The organism is Actinomadura litoris (assembly GCF_009733595.1).
GTDB classification, from domain to species: domain Bacteria; phylum Actinomycetota; class Actinomycetes; order Streptosporangiales; family Streptosporangiaceae; genus Spirillospora; species Spirillospora litoris.
On record NZ_WOFH01000021.1, the window covers coordinates 91,702 to 107,841 of the forward strand.

16 protein-coding genes are annotated in these 16,140 nt (G+C 73.4%); 10 read left to right on the forward strand and 6 right to left on the reverse strand.

The window, feature by feature from the left end:
* The first annotated feature begins 17 nt into the window (after positions 1–17).
* Positions 18–914 carry an HAD family hydrolase gene (locus tag GNZ18_RS38795; protein ID WP_156222214.1) on the forward strand — a complete coding sequence of 299 codons (897 nt, stop codon included), beginning with the start codon at positions 18–20 and terminating at the stop codon, positions 912–914.
* Entirely contained in the window at positions 914–4,099 is a 3,186-nt protein-coding gene (locus tag GNZ18_RS38800; RefSeq protein ID WP_156222216.1) for an ATP-binding protein, read from the forward strand. Before GNZ18_RS38795 ends, GNZ18_RS38800 begins: the two co-directional genes overlap by 1 nt.
* Here GNZ18_RS38800 and GNZ18_RS38805 read toward each other — a convergent pair.
* The gene (locus GNZ18_RS38805) at positions 4,083–4,850 is read right to left on the reverse strand and encodes an ABC transporter permease (RefSeq protein ID WP_156222217.1); all 768 of its coding nucleotides are present in this window, start codon (positions 4,848–4,850) and stop codon (positions 4,083–4,085) included. The genes GNZ18_RS38800 and GNZ18_RS38805 overlap by 17 nt on opposite strands.
* Positions 4,847–5,803 carry an ATP-binding cassette domain-containing protein gene (locus GNZ18_RS38810; protein ID WP_156222219.1) on the reverse strand — a complete coding sequence of 319 codons (957 nt, stop codon included), beginning with the start codon at positions 5,801–5,803 and terminating at the stop codon, positions 4,847–4,849. Before GNZ18_RS38810 ends, GNZ18_RS38805 begins: the two co-directional genes overlap by 4 nt.
* 134 nt (positions 5,804–5,937) lie before the next feature.
* Here GNZ18_RS38810 and GNZ18_RS38815 point away from each other — a divergent pair, with 134 nt between their 5' ends.
* Both GNZ18_RS38815 and GNZ18_RS38820 read left to right on the forward strand, forming a co-directional pair.
* Positions 5,938–6,717: an SGNH/GDSL hydrolase family protein gene (locus GNZ18_RS38815; protein ID WP_156222221.1), complete on the forward strand. Its 780-nt coding sequence runs from the start codon at positions 5,938–5,940 to the stop codon at positions 6,715–6,717.
* A gap of 88 nt (positions 6,718–6,805) precedes the next feature.
* Positions 6,806–7,090 (forward strand): hypothetical protein, encoded by a 285-nt coding sequence (locus GNZ18_RS38820; RefSeq protein WP_156222223.1) that lies wholly within the window; start codon positions 6,806–6,808, stop codon positions 7,088–7,090.
* Between the two features lie 18 nt (positions 7,091–7,108).
* Here GNZ18_RS38820 and GNZ18_RS38825 read toward each other — a convergent pair whose 3' ends face one another.
* Entirely contained in the window at positions 7,109–8,005 is an 897-nt protein-coding gene (locus GNZ18_RS38825; protein ID WP_156222226.1) for a class I SAM-dependent methyltransferase, read from the reverse strand.
* A gap of 270 nt (positions 8,006–8,275) precedes the next feature.
* Between GNZ18_RS38825 and GNZ18_RS38830 the strand changes: the two genes are divergently transcribed.
* Positions 8,276–8,686: a hypothetical protein gene (locus GNZ18_RS38830; RefSeq protein ID WP_214618145.1), complete on the forward strand. Its 411-nt coding sequence runs from the start codon at positions 8,276–8,278 to the stop codon at positions 8,684–8,686.
* A gap of 221 nt (positions 8,687–8,907) precedes the next feature.
* Positions 8,908–10,509, forward strand: coding sequence for a hypothetical protein (locus tag GNZ18_RS38835; protein ID WP_156222228.1), 1,602 nt, complete (start codon positions 8,908–8,910; stop codon positions 10,507–10,509).
* A gap of 22 nt (positions 10,510–10,531) precedes the next feature.
* On the opposite strand, the gene GNZ18_RS38840 is transcribed toward GNZ18_RS38835, so the two are convergent.
* Positions 10,532–11,341: a methyltransferase domain-containing protein gene (locus tag GNZ18_RS38840; RefSeq protein WP_312875002.1), complete on the reverse strand. Its 810-nt coding sequence runs from the start codon at positions 11,339–11,341 to the stop codon at positions 10,532–10,534.
* Between the two features lie 256 nt (positions 11,342–11,597).
* Here GNZ18_RS38840 and GNZ18_RS38845 point away from each other — a divergent pair, with 256 nt between their 5' ends.
* The 3 genes from GNZ18_RS38845 to GNZ18_RS38855 are packed head-to-tail and all read left to right on the forward strand — an operon-like array spanning position 11,598 to position 14,034.
* Positions 11,598–12,572, forward strand: a complete 975-nt coding sequence (locus GNZ18_RS38845; protein ID WP_214618142.1) for a threonine ammonia-lyase — start codon at positions 11,598–11,600, stop codon at positions 12,570–12,572.
* Positions 12,573–12,593: 21 nt separating this feature from the next.
* On the forward strand, positions 12,594–13,241 hold the full coding sequence (locus GNZ18_RS38850) for a P-loop NTPase family protein (RefSeq protein ID WP_216651578.1): 648 nt from the start codon (positions 12,594–12,596) through the stop codon (positions 13,239–13,241).
* Positions 13,242–13,260: 19 nt separating this feature from the next.
* Positions 13,261–14,034 carry an aldo/keto reductase gene (locus GNZ18_RS38855; protein WP_214618140.1) on the forward strand — a complete coding sequence of 258 codons (774 nt, stop codon included), beginning with the start codon at positions 13,261–13,263 and terminating at the stop codon, positions 14,032–14,034.
* On the opposite strand, the gene GNZ18_RS38860 is transcribed toward GNZ18_RS38855, so the two are convergent.
* Positions 14,031–14,480, reverse strand: coding sequence for a MarR family winged helix-turn-helix transcriptional regulator (locus GNZ18_RS38860; RefSeq protein ID WP_156222234.1), 450 nt, complete (start codon positions 14,478–14,480; stop codon positions 14,031–14,033). The two genes, GNZ18_RS38855 and GNZ18_RS38860, sit on opposite strands and share 4 nt — an antisense overlap.
* A gap of 239 nt (positions 14,481–14,719) precedes the next feature.
* Between GNZ18_RS38860 and GNZ18_RS43930 the strand changes: the two genes are divergently transcribed.
* Complete coding sequence (locus tag GNZ18_RS43930; protein WP_216651579.1) at positions 14,720–14,890, forward strand: LLM class flavin-dependent oxidoreductase; 171 nt, start codon at positions 14,720–14,722, stop codon at positions 14,888–14,890.
* 248 nt (positions 14,891–15,138) lie between these two features.
* On the opposite strand, the gene GNZ18_RS38870 is transcribed toward GNZ18_RS43930, so the two are convergent.
* Positions 15,139–16,125, reverse strand: a complete 987-nt coding sequence (locus GNZ18_RS38870) for an Acg family FMN-binding oxidoreductase (protein ID WP_156222236.1) — start codon at positions 16,123–16,125, stop codon at positions 15,139–15,141.
* Between the last annotated feature and the right edge of the window lie 15 nt (positions 16,126–16,140).

The following is a 16,140-nucleotide window of genomic DNA, read 5'->3' on the forward strand; positions in this document are numbered from 1 at the left end:
TGACTAGGCTCGGGCCCATGCGGCAAATCTGGCGGCGTGGGCTGTTCTGGCAGCGCGGCAGGCACGAGGACCACGTGAGCGCCGGGGAGGCGGCGGCCGCCGCCGCGGCGGCCGCGACGCCCCCGCCGCCTTCGCCCGACCCGGCCGCCGCCGCGTTCTTCGACGTCGACAACACGATGATGCGCGGCGCGTCGATCTACTACTTCGCGCGCGGCCTCGCCGCCCGCCGGCTGTTCACGCTGCGCGACCTCGCCACGTTCGCGTGGGGGCAGGCCGCGTTCCGGCTGCGCGGCACGGAGAACTCCGAGCACATCGGCAGCGCGAAGGAGGCCGCGCTCGCGTTCGTCGCGGGGCAGCACGTCGCCGGGATCGTCAAGCTCAGCGAGGAGATCTACGACGAGGTGATGGCCGACCGGATCTGGCACGGCACCCGCACGCTCGCGCTCGGCCACCTCGACGCGGGCCAGCAGGTCTGGCTGGTCACCGCGACGCCGGTGGAGGTCGCCCGGACGATCGCGCACCGGCTCGGGCTGACCGGCGCGCTCGGCACCGTCGCCGAGACCCGCGACGGCGTCTACACCGGGCGGCTCGTCGGGAACCTGCTGCACGGGCCCGCCAAGGCCGAGGCGGTCCGCGCGCTCGCCCAGCGCGAGGGCCTCGACCTCGCGCGCTGCGCCGCCTACAGCGACTCGGTCAACGACCTGCCGCTGCTCACCGCCGTCGGGTATCCGCATGCGGTCAACCCCGACGCCGAACTGCGCGAGCACGCCAGGCGGAACGGCTGGCCGATCCACGACTTCCGCACCGGGCGCAAGGTGACGATGGTCGCGCTGCCCGCCGCCGCCGGGGCCGGCGCGCTGGCGGGCGGGGTCGCGGCGGGCATCGCGCTGCGCAGGCACTACCGAACCGGCTGATGGCCGTCGAGCTGGCGCTGCTCACGCGGGTCGCCTGCCGGGGCCGCGAGATCACGGGCCCGCGGCTGCGGGACCTGCTCGCGCTGCTGGCCGCCGAGCCGCGCGCGGGCGTCGCCGCGTCCCGGCTGGTGGAGGGCCTGTGGCCGGACGGGCGGCCGGAGAACCCGGCCAAGGCGCTCCAGGTCGTCGTGTCGCGGGCCAGGTCGCGGCTCGGCGCGGACGTCATCGCCAGCACGCCGTCCGGCTACCGGCTCTCGCTCGCCGAGGACGCGGTGGACGCCTCGGCCGTGCTGCTCGCCGCGTCCGCCGCCGCCCGGTCCGCCCGCGACGGCGACCACGCCGCCGCGCTCGCGCACGCCGACGCGGGCCTCGCCCTCTGGGACGGGGTCCGCCCCGAGGCGCCGCCGGGCGACGACCCGGTGGCGGTGCTGCGCGCCGCCCGGATCCCGACGTACTGGACGCTGCTGCGCGCCCGCGGCCTGGCGCTGTCGCGGCTCGGCCGCCGCGCCGAGGCGGCCGACGCGCTCGCCGCCCTGGCCCGCGTGTACCCGAGGGACGAGGAGGTCCTGCGCGAGCTGCTGCGCTGCGAGGCCGCGACGGCGGGCGCGGCGGTGGCGCTGGCCCGCTACGAGGGGTACCGGCGCGCGCTGCGCGAGGACCTCGGCACCGACCCGGGCGCGGCGCTGCGGGCCGTCCACCAGGAGCTGCTGCGGGACGCGGCGCCCCCCGTGCGGCGCGGCGTCGCGCACGAGCCGAACCCGCTGCTCGGCCGGGAGGACGACCTCGCCGCCGTCCGCGCGCTGGTGCGCGCGTCGCGGGTCACCTCGATCGTCGGGCCGGGCGGGCTCGGCAAGACACGGCTCGCGAACGCGGTCGCGCGCGGCGCCGAACAGCGCTCGGTGCACCTGGTGCCGCTCGCCGGGGTCGCGCGCGACGAGGACGTCGCCGGAGAGGTCGCGTCCGTCCTCGGCGCCGGCGACACCCGGCTGACGCCCGGCCGCGCCCCCGGGCACGCCGGGCCGGCCCCCGGTGGGGGGACGCACTCCCGGAACGGCCTCGTCTCCGGGATCGCCGAGGCCCTCGGGCCGGGGCCGGCGCTGCTCGTCCTGGACAACTGCGAGCACGTCGTCGGCGGCGCGGCCGACCTGGTCGGCGCGCTGGTGTCGCTGACGCGGGACGTGCGGGTGCTGACCACGGGCCGCGCGCCGCTCGGGCTGTCGTCGGAGTCGGTGTACCCGCTGCCCGAGCTGGACCTCGCGACGGCCGCCGAGCTGTTCCTCCAGCGGGCGCGGGCGGCGCGGCCGCGCGCCGACCTGCCCGCGGACGCCGTGGAGGACATCTGCCGCCATCTGGACGGGCTGCCGCTCGCGGTGGAGCTGGCGGCGGCGCGGGTCCGGGTCATGTCTGTCCCGGAGATCGCGCGCGGCCTCGGCGACCGGTTCGCGCTGCTGCGCGGCGGCGCCCGCGACGCGCCGTCCCGGCACCGGACGATCCACGCCGTGGTCGACTGGAGCTGGGCGCTGCTCGACCCGTCCGGGCGGGCCGCGATGCGGGCGCTGTCGGTCTTCCCGGGCGGCTTCACCGCGGCCGCGGCGCGCCACCTCGTCGGCGGCGACGTCCTGGCGGTCCTGGCGGACCTCGCCGACCAGTCGCTGCTCAAGGTGTCCGACACCGGGGCGGGCGCGCGGTTCCGGATGCTGGAGACCGTCCGCGAGTTCAGCGCGGCCCGGCTCGCGGAGGCGGGCGAGGAGGCCCGCGCGGTCGACGGGCTCATCGCGTGGGCTCAGGGGTTCGGCGCCGCGCACCACGCCGCGCTGTTCGGCGCCGAGCCGTTCGCGACCGGGGAACTGGTCCGCGCCGAGCAGGACAACCTCCAGCTCGCCCTGCACCACGCCCTCGACCGCCGGGACGGGCCCGCCGTCGCCGCCGTGACCGCCGTCCTCGGCTGCCTGTGGACGGTCGAGTCCGCGTTCAACCGGCTCGCCGCGCTCACCGCCGACACGGCCGGGGCGCTGTCGCGGTTCCGCCCCGGGCCCGAGCACGTCGAGGTCGCCCGGTCGGCGCTGACGCTGTGCGCGATGACCGGCCTGGTGCTGGACGGGCCGCGCCCGACCCGAGCGCTCGTCGCGCTGCGCCGCCTGCCGCCCGTCCCGCCCACGACCGTCGGGAACGCGATCGCCACCGTCGTCCGGTCGCTGCCGGAGATCCTCGGCCGCGACGGCGCCGCGCTGGCGGAGATGTGCGCGAGCGGCGAGCCGCTGCTGGCGGGGGCCGCGAACGCCGTCGCGGGCTACCTCCACGAGAGCCGCGGCGACCTGGACGGCGCGATCGCCGCCACCGAGCGGATGGTCGGGGCGCTGGACGACCAGGAGGCGCCGTGGATGCGGATGGCCTCCCACTCCCGCCTGGGCGAGCTGTACATGCAGGTGGACCAGAGCGCCCGCGCGGAGCGCCACATGCGCGTGGCGCTGGACGTCCTGGAGGGGCACGAGGCGTGGGCCGACGTCATCGGCCTGCGCTGGGCCCTCGCGATCATCAGCCTCCAGCTCGGCGACCTGGACGCGGCCGAGCGCTGGCTGGAGGTCTCGTTCCCACATGAGGCGGACGAGGCGTCCGGCACGCCCACCTTCTACCTCTGCGCCCGCGCCGAGATCGCCCTGGCGCGCGGCGACACCGCCGCCGGCCTCGCCCTGTGGCGCCGGGCCGCCGAGCAGCTGGACGACGCCGAACGCCCGCTCGCCTCGGCGGACCTCGACCTCGACCCGTTCACGCTGGAGACCCACAGCGCGGCGGTCGTGGCGCACGCCCGGCACGGCGGCATCGGCGCGGTCGAGCACATCGCCGACGGGCTCCCCGGCAGGCTGACCATGCTGCTCACCCTCCCCGAGGAGCGGATCCCGTCCTTCTACATGGACCAGCCGGTCTGCGGCGCGGTCCTGCTGGCGCTCGCGCTGACCGACCTGGCCCGCGGCCGCGAGCCCGCGCGGGCCGCGCGCATGATCGCGCTGGCGGAGCGGCTGCGCTTCATCCGCAACTTCCAGCCGACCATGTCCGCGCCCCTCGCCCGCCGCGCCGCCCAGGAGGCCGACGGGCCGGCGTACGCCGACGCGGTGTCGGAGTACGCCGGCCTCGACCGCCCGGGGCTGCGGTCCGCCGCGCTGGCCGTCCTCACCGAGCGCGGTTGAACAGCCGCTTGGCCAGCACGTAGCTGACGACCGCGATCCCGGCGCACCAGGCCACCGAGATCCACGCGTCCCGCCCGACGGGCGTGCCCATCAGCAGCCCCCGAAGCGTCTCGATCACCGGCGTGAACGGCTGGTACTCGGCGAACCACCGCACCCCGGCGGGCATCGACTCCGGCGGGACGATCGCGCTGCCGAGGAACGGCAGGAACTGGACGAGCAGCGGCGAGTTGCTCGCGCCCTCCGGGTTCTTCGCGACCAGCCCCATCACGACCGCGAGCCAGGTCAGCGCGAACGTCAGCATCGTCAGGAGGCCGATCGCGCCCAGCCAGTCGAGCACGGTCCCGTTCGTCCGGAACCCCATCGCCACCGCGACCAGGACCACCGCGAACGTGCTCAGCAGCGTCTGGATCATGCTGCCGGCGACATGGCCGGTCAGCAGCGACGAGCGCGCGATCGGCATCGTCCGGAACCGGGAGACGATGCCCTCGGTCATGTCGACGCACACCGACACCGAGGTGACCATGCAGCCCGACGCGACCGCCATCAGGATGATCCCCGGGGCGACGTATCCGATGTAGTCGTCCTTGGACGGCCCGCCGACCCCGGTCCCGAGCGCGTTGCCGAACACGCCGACGAACAGCAGCAGCATCAGGATCGGGGTCGCGATCGTCGCGATCGTCAGCGCCGGGTAGCGCAGCGCGTGCCGCAGGTTGCGGCGCAGCATCGTCGCCGAGTCGTGGAGCGCGTTCATGCCGGGGCCGCCTCGTTCTCGGGCCGCCCGGTCAGGGCGAGGAAGACATCGTCGAGGTCAGGGGTGTGCACCGACAGCTCGTCGACCTCGATCGAGTGCGCGTCCAGGCGGCCGAGCAGTTCCCGCAGCGCCCGCACGCCGCCGTCGGAGGGCACCTGGAGGGTGAGCGCCTCGTCGTCGCGCGTCCTGGTGCCGAGCGCGCGCGCCGCCGCGTCCAGCGAGGCGAGGTCGGCGAACCGCAGCCGCACGTGGCCGCCGGGCACCAGCCGCTTCAGCTCGTCGGGCGTCCCGTCGGCGACGAGGCGCCCGCCGTCCAGCACCGCGACGCGGTCGGCGAGTTGGTCGGCCTCGTCCAGGTACTGCGTCGTCAGGAAGACCGTCACCCCGCCCCGGACCAGCTCGCGGATGATCCCCCACATCGTCCGGCGGCTGCGCGGGTCCAGGCCGGTCGTCGGCTCGTCCAGGAAGATGATCCGCGGGCCGCCGATCAGCGTCATCGCGAGGTCGAGCTTGCGCCGCATCCCGCCCGAGTACGCCGCGGCCTGCTTGCGGCCCGCCTCGGCCAGGTCGAACCGCTCCAGCAGTTCGTCGGCGGCGCGCCGCCCGGCGGCCCGGCCGAGCCGGTGCAGGTCCGCCATCATGATCAGGTTCTCGCGGCCGGTGAGCAGCCCGTCCACCGCCGAGTACTGCCCGGTCACGCCGATGGCCCGCCGCACGCCCTCGGGGTCGCGGGCGAGGTCGCAGCCCGCGACGCGCACGTCCCCGGCGTCCGCGCCGATCAGCGTGGACAGGATCTGGACGGTGGTCGTCTTCCCCGCGCCGTTGGGGCCGAGCAGCGAGAAGACCGTCCCGCGCCGCACGTCCAGGTCGAGCCCGTCGAGGACGACCTTGTCCCCGAACGCCTTCCGCAGCCCGGCCACATGGATGGCCGTCTGCTCCACTGAGTTCGTCATGCCCCGAACCCTGCGGCGACCGCCCTTCAGCGCCCTTTCACACCGGTTTCACCCCTGCCCCCCATCATGATCATTTGCGGGTATCGTGCGGGTCAGGACGGCTTTAGGGCGGACCCCATCGTGGAGGCGGACCATTGCGCTACCTGCGGTACGTGGCGATCGGCGACAGCCAGACCGAGGGTCTGAACGACGGCGACGACAGGACCGGCTATCGCGGCTGGGCCGACCGGCTGGCCGAGACCCTGGCCGCCCGGGAACCGGACTTCCGCTACGCCAACCTCGCCGTCCGCGGGCACCTCACCGGGCGGATCCGGGCCGAGCAGGCGGGCGCCGCCCTCGCGCTGGAACCCGACCTGGTGACGGTCATGGCCGGGGTGAACGACCTCATCAGGCCCGGATTCGACGCCCGCGCCGTCACCGCCGACCTGGAGGCGATGTACGCCGATTTCACGGCGTCCGGCGCGCGGGTCGTCGCCTTCACCTTTCCCGACGTCGGGAAGATAGCCCCGCTCGTCCGGCACCTGCGCCCGAAACTCGTGGACTTCAACGCCCGGATCCGCGCGGCGGCCCGCCGCCACGACGTCGTACTGGTCGACACCTTTCCGCATTCCGTCACGACCGATCCCCGGCTGTGGAGCGGCGACCGCATCCACGCCAGTCCGCTCGGCCACGCGCGCATCGCGGCGGCGGTCGCCGAGGCCCTCGCGCTTCCGGATGCCGACACATCTTGGACGGCCCCCCTTCCGCCACTACCGCCGGTGCCGCAATGGCATCGCGCCCGCGCCGAAGCCACATGGGCCGCGACTTTTCTCGGCCCATGGGTGGTGCGGCGGCTACGCGGCCGCTCATCGGCGGACGGACGTATCGCGAAACGCCCCCGACTGGAACCGATCCGCACGAACGAACACCCCTGAAGCCGCAACCGATCCCGGCCCCCCATTGTGGCGGCGGCTCCCACTCCCTAATTTGAGAGGAGAAAGCCGGATCCGCGAAAGGATCATCGTGCGCCTCACCAGCCTCGCCGTCGCCGCCACCGTGCTCGCGGGCCTGCTCTCGTCCGCGCCGGCCACCCCGGCCGCCCACGCGGGCGGCTATTACACCTGCTTCTTCGGCGAAACGACCCCCGGAGACAACGGCTACTACAACCTCACCGCCCACAATTGCGACGTCAACGGCGTCGATGTGGTGATCAAGGTCATCAGCGGAGCCACCGGAAAACACCGCTGCCAGACGGCCTTCTCCTGGAACGGATTCGTCGACGCGAAACGCTGCCGCCCGGAACCCTGATCCGTCACGCCTTGCGCGTCATGCCTGGAAATGCCAGACGACCATCGCGGGCACTCCGGCGTTCGCGGCGCCCGCCGCCTCGGGAATCATGCGCGCCAGGCTCCACGGCCACAGTTCCCACGGGCCCGCCTCGCCGGAGGCCCCGTGCGAGGCGGCCGGCGGTCGAGGCTCCTCGCACCGCCGCAACCGCAGGCCCGCCGCCAGGGCCGCCCGCAGATAGTCCCCGATCGGGTGCCGGTGGGTCGCGAGTCGCGCGGGGCGGCCGTCGGTGTCGCGCACCGACGGCACCGACCCCCGCGCCACGGCCTCGGGGTGGACGTCGGAGATCACGAGATGCCCGCCCGGCCGCAGCACCCGGGCGAACTCCGCCATCACGGGCCCGAGGTCCGCGACGTGGGTCAGCGCGAGCGCGCACACGATCACGTCCGCGGCCCCGCCGTCCACCGGCAGCCGATGGAGGTCGCCGAGCCGGAACTCCGCCTCCGGGACGCTCGCGCGGGCCCGGTCGAGCATGTCCGGTGAGCTGTCCACGCCGATGACCCGGTGCCCGCGTCCGACCAGGTCACGCGCGTAGCGGCCGGTGCCGCACGCCGCGTCCAGCGCCTCCCCCGGCGCGAGCCCGCCGAGGATCTCCGCGACGACGGGCCGGTCGATGTCGAACGCCGCGTTGCCGGGGTCGTCATAGGTCCCGGCCCACACGCCGTAGCCCTCGACGGTGCCGACCCGCCGCACCTCGGTGCCGAGGTCCGCCAGGGACTCATCGTCCAGCAGCCGCCGGACCTCGGCGAGCCGCTCCTCGACGAAGCGCCGGTCGCCCTCCCCCGTGAACGCCCGCAGCAGCGCGGCGCCCTCGATGCCGAGCAGGTAGGCCAAGGGATGCTCGTAGATCACCCGCGCGACCCTAACCACATCCATGCGGGCCAGGCCACCGATTTACCGGACAGAACCCGCCCCCGAACCGGTTATGAAAACCTCCCCGGCGCCGAACTTGACGACCACTCGGGCTCCGTCCACTTGTTCGGAACACGAAACGGAGAGCCCGTAAACCGCACCCCCCGAATGACAAAAGACACCAAAATCAGAAAGGTTCACTTTTCCGGTAGGTGATCAATGCCGTGGGGTAGCCATACCGGTGTAGCGAGCGGTACCGCTCAGATCCCCTCGATACGGCAGAGGAGACAGCGCGTGGCAGTCACCAACATCACCATCCTGGAAGGCCAGGACCAACCTCCCCCGCCCGGCTGGCACAAGGACCCCACCGACCTCAACAAGGGCGCCGGCGGCGCCTACCTCTACCTCGCCTTCGAGACCGACGGCTCCGAGGAGGCGGTCAGCGACATCTACTTCCTCCTCTCCAAGGAGCAGGATCCCCCGGACGGCTACATCAAGATCGACACTGACCTCAACAAGGGCGCGGGCGGCGCCTACATTTATCTGACCTTCACCCGCACCGCCGACTACGCGCCCATCCAATACCTGACCGTCGTCTCCTCCTCCGACCCGAACGCCAACGCGCCCGACGGCTACACCAGGATCGACGTGGACCTCAACAAGGGAGCCGGAGGCAAGTACATCTACCTCTGCTACCGAAAGTAGGCCAGGCCGAGAAGAAGCACCGGGGTGGCCCACTGGAACGGGCCACCCCGCCCCAACCTTTTCCTCCAATGTTTCCGGCCGCTGACATCATCGGCGGTCGAGCATTTTCAGAAACCCTGGAGTGACCTAGAGTGATCGCGGAGACTCATTCCGCTAAATCGGCTTCCAGATGGTGAATTCTTCGATCGGGTGCGTCATGGATGGGCTAGGTTGCGGGTCCCATGGATGCGTTCTTGAAGGACGGGCACCCGACGCTCGGCAGCGTGCCGGGGCCCCTGGTCCTCGCCGGTCATGACGGGACGATCTGGGCGGCCGGCGGCGGCCGCGGCGAGAGCTCGGTGTTACGGTTCGGAGCCGAGGGCTGGCGCGCCTGGCCGATCGACGCCCACGGCGTGCGCGCGGTGCTGCCGCTCGACGACCGGACCGCCGTCGTCGCGGGCGAACACGGGTTCCTCGCGGTCATCGACACCGCGATCGTCGACTCCGCGGCCGACGACGAGGACGACGAGGGCGTCGTTGAGATCAAGACGCGGCAGGGCGGCTGCCTGTTCGGGCTGACGCCGATCGGGGACCTGATCTGGGTCACCGGGGAAAAGGGCTTCGTCGCCACGCTCGATCCGCGGACCCGCGAACTGCGCGCGCAGCCGCGATTCGATCGCAAGCGCGTCGTCCGCGCGGTGGCCGCCCCCGGCGGGGAGCCGGTGTTCGTCGTCGGCCGCCAGATACTGCGGCGCCTCCCCGACGGCACCGAGGAGATGGTCTTCTCCGGACACGCGCCGCTGACCGACCTCGCCTACTCGTCCGACGGCGGCTTCGCGGTGGCCGGTGACGCGGGCCAGCTCTACCTGGCCGCGCCCGGCGGGACGCCCGAGCCGTGCGACGGCGTTCCCGCGCTCGACATGGAATGCCTGAGCTACGATCCGCGCCGCGACCGCTTCGTGGTCGCCGGTGAGGACGGCTACGTCGGAGCGCTCGGCCGCGACGGCGCGTTGCGGCCGCTGCCCGCCGCGGAGCCGCCGTACCGGCTCACGAGCATCCTGCCCTGGGGCGACGGCCACCTCTATGCCGGCTGGGTCGAGCAGGGCCCGCCCTACCGGTTCCGTGGCGCGCTCTACTTCGACGGCGAGCACGCCCCGGACAGGGTGTACGAGGCGCCGCGCCAGGACTTCGGCCCGCCGAGGACGCGCACCGTCGGGCGCTCCGGCCGCCCGTCGCTCGCGGTCGACGCCTTCCAGCTGATCTCGTTCGACGAGGCCCAGCGGCGGATGCCCGAGGTCGAATGGCCGGACGAGGACATGTACTCGTTCGAGGAGATCCGGTTCTACGACGGCGATGTCCACGTCGCCGACACCGGCGCGCTGTTCGACGACCACCGGGACGACTACGGGGTCGCGATCCGCGGCGACCTGATCGTCGACGGGACGCTCGACGCCGTCGCGGGCGGCGACGCCTACGGCAGCATCCTGGCCGTCCAGGGCGACGTGTGGGCCCACGCGGCGCTGTTCCGCTACGGCATCAACGCCGCGATCAGCGGCGCGCTTGAGGTCGCGACCGTCGTGCTGTGCGACCACGGCGACGACGGCGGCCTTCTCACGGCCGAGGTGATCCGCGCCCAGGTGCTTCACTACTCGCTCTATTTCGCCAAGCCCGAGGCCAAGATCGACGCCTTCTGCGTCGGCAACGTCTACGGCGACCTCAGTTTCCCGCCGGGACGCGCCAAGGAGGTGTTCGTCGCCGGCGTGCTGGAGGACGGCTACCTGGAGGAGGACACGGCGGCGAACTGGCTGCGTGAGGGCAGGTCGATCCTGCGCGAGGCGAACTGAGACCGCCACCGCCTGGACGGCGTCAGGGAACGACCGGATTGGCGGGGGTGTCGAGCCAGATCGTCTGGCCCCGCGGGGTGACGGTGATCCCGAAACGTTCGCAGGCGGGTGCGCCGGTCTCGATCCACCGGGCCTTGTAGGCGTGCCGGTCGGGCTGGGAGATCCGCTGGCCGCGCAGCGGCATGAACCAGGAAGGGGCCACGAACCGGCCGTCCGCCCGCCCTCCGCCGCGCGCGGTGAGGCGGGCGAGCGGGCCGTCCGGGTGGAAGGTCGGAGCCCAGGGCACGAGCAGGAGCCCGCCCGGCCGCGTCTGCCGCACCCACGCGTGCGGCAGCTCCGCGGCGGCGGCGGTGGCGACCACCCGGTCGTAGGGCGCGCCCGCCGGGTCCCCGGCCTCGCCGTCCCCGGTGACCACCCGGACGGGGCAGCCGGCGGCGGAGAGCCTCAGCCGGGCCCGGTCCGCCAGCGCCGGATCGATCTCGATCGTGGTGACGTTCTCCGGGCCGACGATCGCCGCCATCAGCGCGGCGTTCCAGCCGGTCCCCGTGCCGATCTCCATGACCCGGTGGCCGGGCTCCAGGTCGAGCAGTTCCAGCATCTCCCGCACGACGTGCGGGGCCGAGCACGAACTGGTGGGCCACACGCCCCTGTCGGTGGCCCCGTCGTCGATCTGGGTCGTCACCGCGTCGCCGGACCGCACCAGGGCGCGCCAGCGGTCCGGGTCGTCCTGGCGGCGCAGCGGGACGGCCCAGCCGTCGTCGCCGCGGACCCAGACCAGGTCGGGGACGAACGCCTCACGCGGTACCGCGTCGAACGCCGCGTCGATGCTCACGTCCTACCCGAGCCGTCGCACCCCGGGCAGTCGATCTCCTGCTCCTGGTTGTCATTGTTCACCACGACCTTTCCATTTCCGCCGCACATGCCGCAGTTCGAGGGATTCTCATGCTTGCCCATGGCGAAGATCCTTTCATGCGGACCGATTCGAATAGCCCATTCCTTCGGCCAGGCTAACCGAAGGTATTGCGGCGGGTACCGCGATCGGCGCCGCCCGCCTGGGCCGATTGTGCTTGCCGTTAGGGTGTTGTGTCGTGCTGGAGACGCGGCTTGATACTGGACGGATCCGGGCGGCGCGCCTGGTCATCGACCCCCTTTTCCTCGATACCCCGCTCTACCGGTGCGAGGGCCTGGAGCCCGGGCTCGGGTGCGCGGTCAGCGTCAAGCTGGAGACGGCCAATCCCGTCCGCAGCTTCAAGGGACGCGGGACGGAGCTGGTCGCGGGCCGGCTGATCGACATGGGCGCGCGGGACGTGGTGTGCGCCAGCGCGGGCAACCTCGGGCTGGCGCTCGCCTGGTCGGGGCGCCGGCGGGGGCTGAACGTCGCCGTCGTGGCGTCGAGGTCGGCGCCCGCGGCCAAGCTCGACCGGATCCGCGCGCTGGGCGCCCGGCTGGAGCTGGTGGACGGCGACTTCGACCAGGCCAGGGAGCGCGCCGTGGACATCGCGCGCGGCGACGGCGTCCGGCTGCTTGAGGACAGCCAGGACATCGAGACCTGCGAGGGCGCGGCGACGATCGGGCTGGAGCTGGTGGACGCGGCGCAGCCGGTCGACGCCGTCCTGGTCGCGCTCGGGGGCGGCGCGATGGCCACCGGCGTCGGGCATGTGCTGAAGGCGCTCGCGCCCGGGGTCGAGGTCATCTGCGTCCAGCCGGAGGGCGCGCCGGCGATGGCGCGGTCGTGGCACCGGCGGAGCGTCGTCACGACCGGGCCGACCGACACGATCGCCGACGGTGTGGCCGGGCGGCGGCCCATCAAGGCCGTGCTGGACGATCTGCTCCAGGTCGCCGACGACGCCGTCCTGGTCCGGGAGGAGTCGATCATCGCGGGGATGCGGGCGCTCCTCGACCACGCGGGCCTCGTCGTCGAGCCGTCGGCGGCGCTCGGGATCGCGGCGGTGCTGGAGGACCGCGAGCGTTTCGCCGGGCGCCATGTCGCCACCATCGTGTGCGGCAGCAACGTCGATCTGGATTCCTACCACCGCTGGATCGGCGCGGCGTCCATTCGCTGAGGCACCCCTACGCTTATGGCCATGCCCGACGAGATGCCTTTGCGGAACGCCTACTGGATCGGCGGCGGAAGCGGCGCCGGTAAGACGACCATCGCGCGGCGTCTCGCGGCCCGGTACGGATTGCGCCTCTACTCGACCGACGACGTGATGCCGGACCACGCCGCGCGCTGTTCACCGGACGACGCGCCTTTCCTGAATGAGTTCAAGTCCATGGGAATGGACGAGCGCTGGGTGAACCGTTCTCCACGGGAGATGCTGGAGACCTTCCACTGGTTCCGGGGCGAGGGCTTCTCTCTGATCGTCGAGGATCTGCTGCGGCTGCCGGAGGACGAAGGCGTGATCGTCGAGGGTTTCCGGTTGCTGCCCCGCCTCGTCCGGCCGCTGCTCGCCGGTCCGGGCCGCGCGGTGTGGCTGCTGCCGACGCCGGAGTTCCGCCGGGCGGCGTTCGAGCGCCGGGGCTGGGACATCCCGCGCCGGACGAGCGATCCCGGACGGGCCCGGTACAACCTGCTCGAACGCGACAGGATGTTCACCGACCGGCTCATGGACGAGACCACCGGGCTCGGCCTGCCCGCCGTCGAGGTCGGCACCGCGATGGGCGAGGACGCGCTCGCCGCCCAGGTGGCCACGGCTTTCGGGCTCCGACCCGCGAGGCTTCCGCGCCGATGATCCGGGCAGAATGCGGAGCATGACTGCGACTGTGAACCTGCCCGGCGGCACCGCGCTGCCGTTGATCGGTTTCGGGACCTGGGAGCTGCCGCCCGCGACGGCCTACGAGGCGACGCGCACGGCGCTGGAGGTCGGCTACCGGCATATCGACACCGCGGCGCTGTACCAGAACGAGGCGGACGTCGGCAGGGCCGTCAAGGACAGCGGCGTCGGCCGGGACCAGGTCTTCGTCACCACCAAGCTGCGGCCGCGGGACGCGCGGCAGGCCCGGCGCGCGCTGGAGTCGAGCCTGCGGCTGCTCGACACCGACTACGTCGACCTCTGGCTGATCCACTGGGCGACCGGCCCGGACGACCTCGTCCCGACGTGGGAGGCGCTCCTGTCCGCCAAGGACGCGGGGCTGGCGCGCAACGTCGGGGTGAGCAACTACAGCCCGGCGCAGATCGACCACGTGACCGGGGCCACCGGGCGGAGTCCGGCGGTCAACCAGATCTCGTGGAGCCCGGGGCGGCACGACCCGGCCCTGCTGGAGGAGCACCGGCGCCGGGGCGTCGTCGTCGAGGGCTACAGCGGGCTGAACAACACCGACCTGCGCGACCCCGTGCTCACCGGGATCGCCGAGCGGCACGGCGTCAGCACCGCGCAGGTGATCCTGCGCTGGCACCTGGAGCACGGCATCGTGATCCTGCCGAGGTCGTCGCGCCGCGAGCACATCGCCGCCAACCTCGACCTGGACGGCTTCGACCTCACGGCGGACGACGTCGCCGCGATCGACGCCCTCGCCAAGGGCTAGGACTCGGTACCCGGGTCCAGGCGGGCCCAGATCTCGGCGAGGCGGCGCAGGTCGCCGTCGTCCAGGCGGCTGAAGAACAGCGCGTGCAGGTCGTCGTGGTGGCGGCGGCGGGCGCGGCGGATCAGCGCCCGCCCGCCGCCGGTGAGCGCCGCCTCGAAGCCGCGCCCGTCGGCGGCCGAGCGGCGGCGCTCGATCAGGCCGCGGTTCTGGAGGCGGTCGGCGAGGCGGGTGAACCCGCCGGTGGACATCAGGCGGCGCTGGGCGAGGTCCGACATGCGCATGCCCCCGGGCCCGGCCTCGTAGAGCAGGGACAGCACGCTGTACTCGGCCATGCTCACGTTCAGCGGGGCGAGTCCCGCCTCCAGCGCGCGCCAGAGCCGGTCGTGGGTCAGCAGGAACCCGCCCCAAGCGTCCTGCTCAAGGTCGCGTAGACCGTCGGTCGCCATGGCCGCACCGTATCCGGATGCCGGCGCCGCGACCAAGCCGGAATACCTGCCTGCGCAGACAAGTCATCCGGTCAGGCCGGGCGCACCCGGGGCCCGGCGGCCAGGAGAGGACCGGAGACGGCGTTCGAGATCGGCATCATGACGTTCGGCGAGGTCACGCGGGACCCGGTCACGGGGCGGCGCCGTCGCCGCGGCGGCGCGTCGGGGAGACGATCGAGCAGGCGAGGGTCGCCGACGAGGTGGGGCCGGCGGCGGCGGCCGAGCGCACCGAGCGCATCCGGCTGACGAGTTCGGTCACCGTCCTCGGCTCGGAGGACCCCGTGCGCGTCTGGGAGCAGCTCGCCACGATCGACCTGCTGTCGGCGGGCCGGGCGGAGATCATCGCGGGCCGCGCCGCGAGGGCGACATGACGGCAACGGAACCGGCGCTGCGGGTCGTCGTCGTCAACGGGAGCCCGAGCCGCCCGTCCAGGACGATGGGGCTGGTCGACGTCGTCCTCGACACGCTGGAGAAGGCGCTGCCGGTCGAGGCGTCCCGGATCGACGTGTACGGCCTCGGGCCGGGATTCACCGGCGCGGTCGAACGCGCCGGTGCCGCGCCCCAGGTCGAGGACGCGCTGCGCCTCGCCGAGGGGGCCCCGCAGGGGCCTTGGTCCTCTTCACGGTCCTTCGGTGAGGACGTCCTGGAGGGGGCGGCGGACGCTGGTCAGGACCTCGGTGTCGGGCATGCCGAAGCGCAGCAGCAGTTGCGGCCACGCGTCCCCGCAGAAGTGGGTGCGGATGAACGCGCGCAGCCCCGGGATCTGGAGCGACTGCGTGTGGTAGGCGGCGGCGAACCCGTGCTGGGAGGCGCGCAGCAGGCTGCGCTGGAGGCCCTGGCCCGCACGCAGCCAGTCGGCGGGCCGGTCGGTGTCGGTGACCAGCAGGACGATCACCCCGGCCGTGGGCGGCTCCTCGGTGTGGACGGGGTCGGCGCCCCAGCCGCGTCCCCGCGCGAAGTCGCGCGCGGAGAAATGCGGATCGGTCCACGGTGTGGTGCGCGGATAGGAGCCGTGCTGGACGCCGTCGGTGCGGCGGCCGCCCGGGGCCGGGGCCCAGCGGGCGATCTCGCTCGCGTAGGAGGGGGTGCGGCGCTGGATGTGCTCGGCGGCGTTGTTGAGCGCGGCCAAGGCGCCCTTGACGTGCGCGTCCACGGCCTGGATGAACCGGGCGCCCTCCTGCTCGGCCTCGGCGCGGATCCGCGCCAGCTCCGGATCGAGCACGGGATCGGCCCGGAACCCCCCGCGGTGGCTGCGCCGCCGCCGGACCTGCGCGTGCAGCGCCCGCGTGTACTCGTCGGGATCCTCACCCGGGACGGCCTCGACATCGGCCAGCAGATGCGGCCGATCGGGGTCGGGCAGCAGCGTGACCTGCGGCTCCAGGCCCTGCGCCCGCAGCCCCAGCCGCAGGTTGAACAAGGCCGCGCCGCAACTGACCAGCATCTCCCGGCCCTCGGGATCGGCGACCTCCAGCCTGCGGTCGGCATCGGCCCGCAGACTGATCCGGGACCCGCTGAGTGTGAACCGCCACGGCTGGGTGTTGTGGATCGAGGGCGCCCAGACCGCGTCCTCCACGACGGCCCGAAGATCGGGCTGTAGTGCTCGCATGTTCTCCCCCCGGAT